The sequence below is a fragment of the Pseudomonas sp. 65/3-MNA-CIBAN-0223 genome (genome assembly GCF_040310425.1).
GTDB classification, from domain to species: Bacteria; Pseudomonadota; Gammaproteobacteria; order Pseudomonadales; family Pseudomonadaceae; genus Aquipseudomonas; species Aquipseudomonas gregormendelii.
Window position 1 is genome coordinate 1 of the sequence record NZ_JBEOPV010000332.1, and the last position, 238, is coordinate 238.

A 238-nucleotide genomic window follows, 5' to 3' on the forward strand; every position below is an offset into this window, starting at 1 on the left:
GCGCTGGACGGGATAGAGCATCTTGCCGCGCCACGGTTGCAGCGGGCTGCTTTGCAGAATGTCCATCTGCAACTGCACACCCTTGACCAACAGCTCGAGGTCGCGTGGATCGGCAAGAAAATTGGGGTCGATCTTCGGTGGCACTCGCGGGTCGGCGCTGGCCAGTTTGACCGTGCCACGGCTGTAGGGGCGCAGCACTTCAACATGGCAGGAAAAGCCGTGCCTGGTGTGCATTTTG

Annotated in this window: 1 protein-coding gene; it reads right to left on the reverse strand. The window is 60.9% G+C overall.

The window, feature by feature from the left end:
- Positions 1 to 238: GMC oxidoreductase (locus tag AAEZ09_RS29095; RefSeq protein WP_350601787.1), on the reverse strand; the 238-nt coding region annotated here is incomplete at both ends.